This window comes from Deltaproteobacteria bacterium GWA2_45_12 (assembly GCA_001797365.1).
Classification (GTDB): Bacteria; UBA10199; UBA10199; order UBA10199; family UBA10199; genus UBA10199.
Genome location: MGPH01000041.1, coordinates 21,699 through 23,024 on the forward strand (window position 1 = coordinate 21,699; position 1,326 = coordinate 23,024).

1 protein-coding gene and 1 pseudogene (1 of these 2 cut by a window edge) are annotated in these 1,326 nt (G+C 41.6%); one reads left to right on the forward strand and one right to left on the reverse strand.

Annotation, left to right across the window (positions count from 1 at the left end; translation table 11 throughout):
* Window positions 1–717: pseudogene (locus tag A2048_03700) on the forward strand (hypothetical protein); it begins 422 nt to the left of the window's first position.
* Window positions 718–763: 46 nt separating this feature from the next.
* Here the strand turns inward: A2048_03700 and A2048_03705 are convergent.
* Entirely contained in the window at window positions 764–1,297 is a 534-nt protein-coding gene (locus tag A2048_03705; protein ID OGP08718.1) for a hypothetical protein, read from the reverse strand.
* Between the last annotated feature and the right edge of the window lie 29 nt (window positions 1,298–1,326).

Here is a 1,326-nt window from a genome sequence, read left to right on the forward strand (position 1 = left end):
ATTGGCGGAACCTTGGGACGGGTTGAAGCCCCCGGTCGCGGTGTGGCTTACTGTGTTTTGAAAGCAGCCGAAAAACTGGGAATGACGCTTGATGAAAAAATGCGTGTGGTCATTCAAGGGATGGGGCAGGTGGGGGCCGCTGCTTTTAGGAAACTTGAAAAATTGGGGTGTTCGGTTATTGCCGTCAGCGATGTCCACGGTGGGGTTTTTAATCCCAAGGGACTTGCTTATGATTCTGTTAATCAATACTTGGAAGAGCACAAAACTTTAAAGGGTTACCCGCATGGAGATTTTATTTCCAATGAAGATTTACTTACTTTGGATTGCGAAGTTCTTATCCCCGCTGCCATCGAAAGGGTGATTCACGAAAAAAATGTGAGCAAGCTTAAATGCCGTATTCTAGCCGAAGCAGCCAATGGCCCGGTGACAAGGGACGCGGCGCACATTTTAAACGATACGGATATTTTTGTAATTCCAGATATCTTGGCCAATGCCGGGGGTGTGATTGTTTCTTATTTTGAATGGGTGCAAGACCTTCAAAGTTTTTTCTGGAACGAAAAAGAAATCAACCAGCGCTTGTGGGACATTATGACGCAAAGTTTTGACCAGGTTACCAATTTAGCCCAAAAAGAAAAATTCGACATGCGCACCGCCGCCATGGCGCTAGCCATACGAAAATTGGAAAAAGCCATGCTGACAAGGGGATTGTATCCTTGAAAAAATTTATTTGGACATGCGGCCAGATGGGCTTCTTTTCGCCAAACTAGTCCATAGTCATGTCTTGGGACCTAGCTTTTTTTGATAAAGTCCCACTTAGCCGTGGATAATCTTTTTCGATAAGGTCCAACCACAATTTTATTTGTGTGGCTTTTAGAATTCTTTTCTTAGAGTTCCACGCTCTTTGAATTCCAATTAGGTGAAATAATTCAGGATGCCATATATTTTCTTTAGGATTTGGCTGCACTAACCAAACCCCACTACCACTTAAGCCTTCTGGATTAGGATTATTCACTTCTTGCCCAGATTCTAAACTTTCGGCTGTTTCCGGGTAATCTAATGCTATATCTTTATTTCTATTTAATTTTGGCTGAATATCCAAAATATCCGGATCGAGTGGAGTGCACCATAATATAATACAGCCTCCTTTAATAATAAGCTTCTCTGCCAATTTTCTAGGGATATATTCTTCTGGTAATCCAGTCACACAAACCCAATCTGATTCATCAGGTTTTTTATATGAAGCAAGTTGTTCCAAAGGGGTCAATCCCATTCTTAGTTGAAATTGTTTGATAACCATCACGCTGCTATTTTTTGTTGTTTAATAAA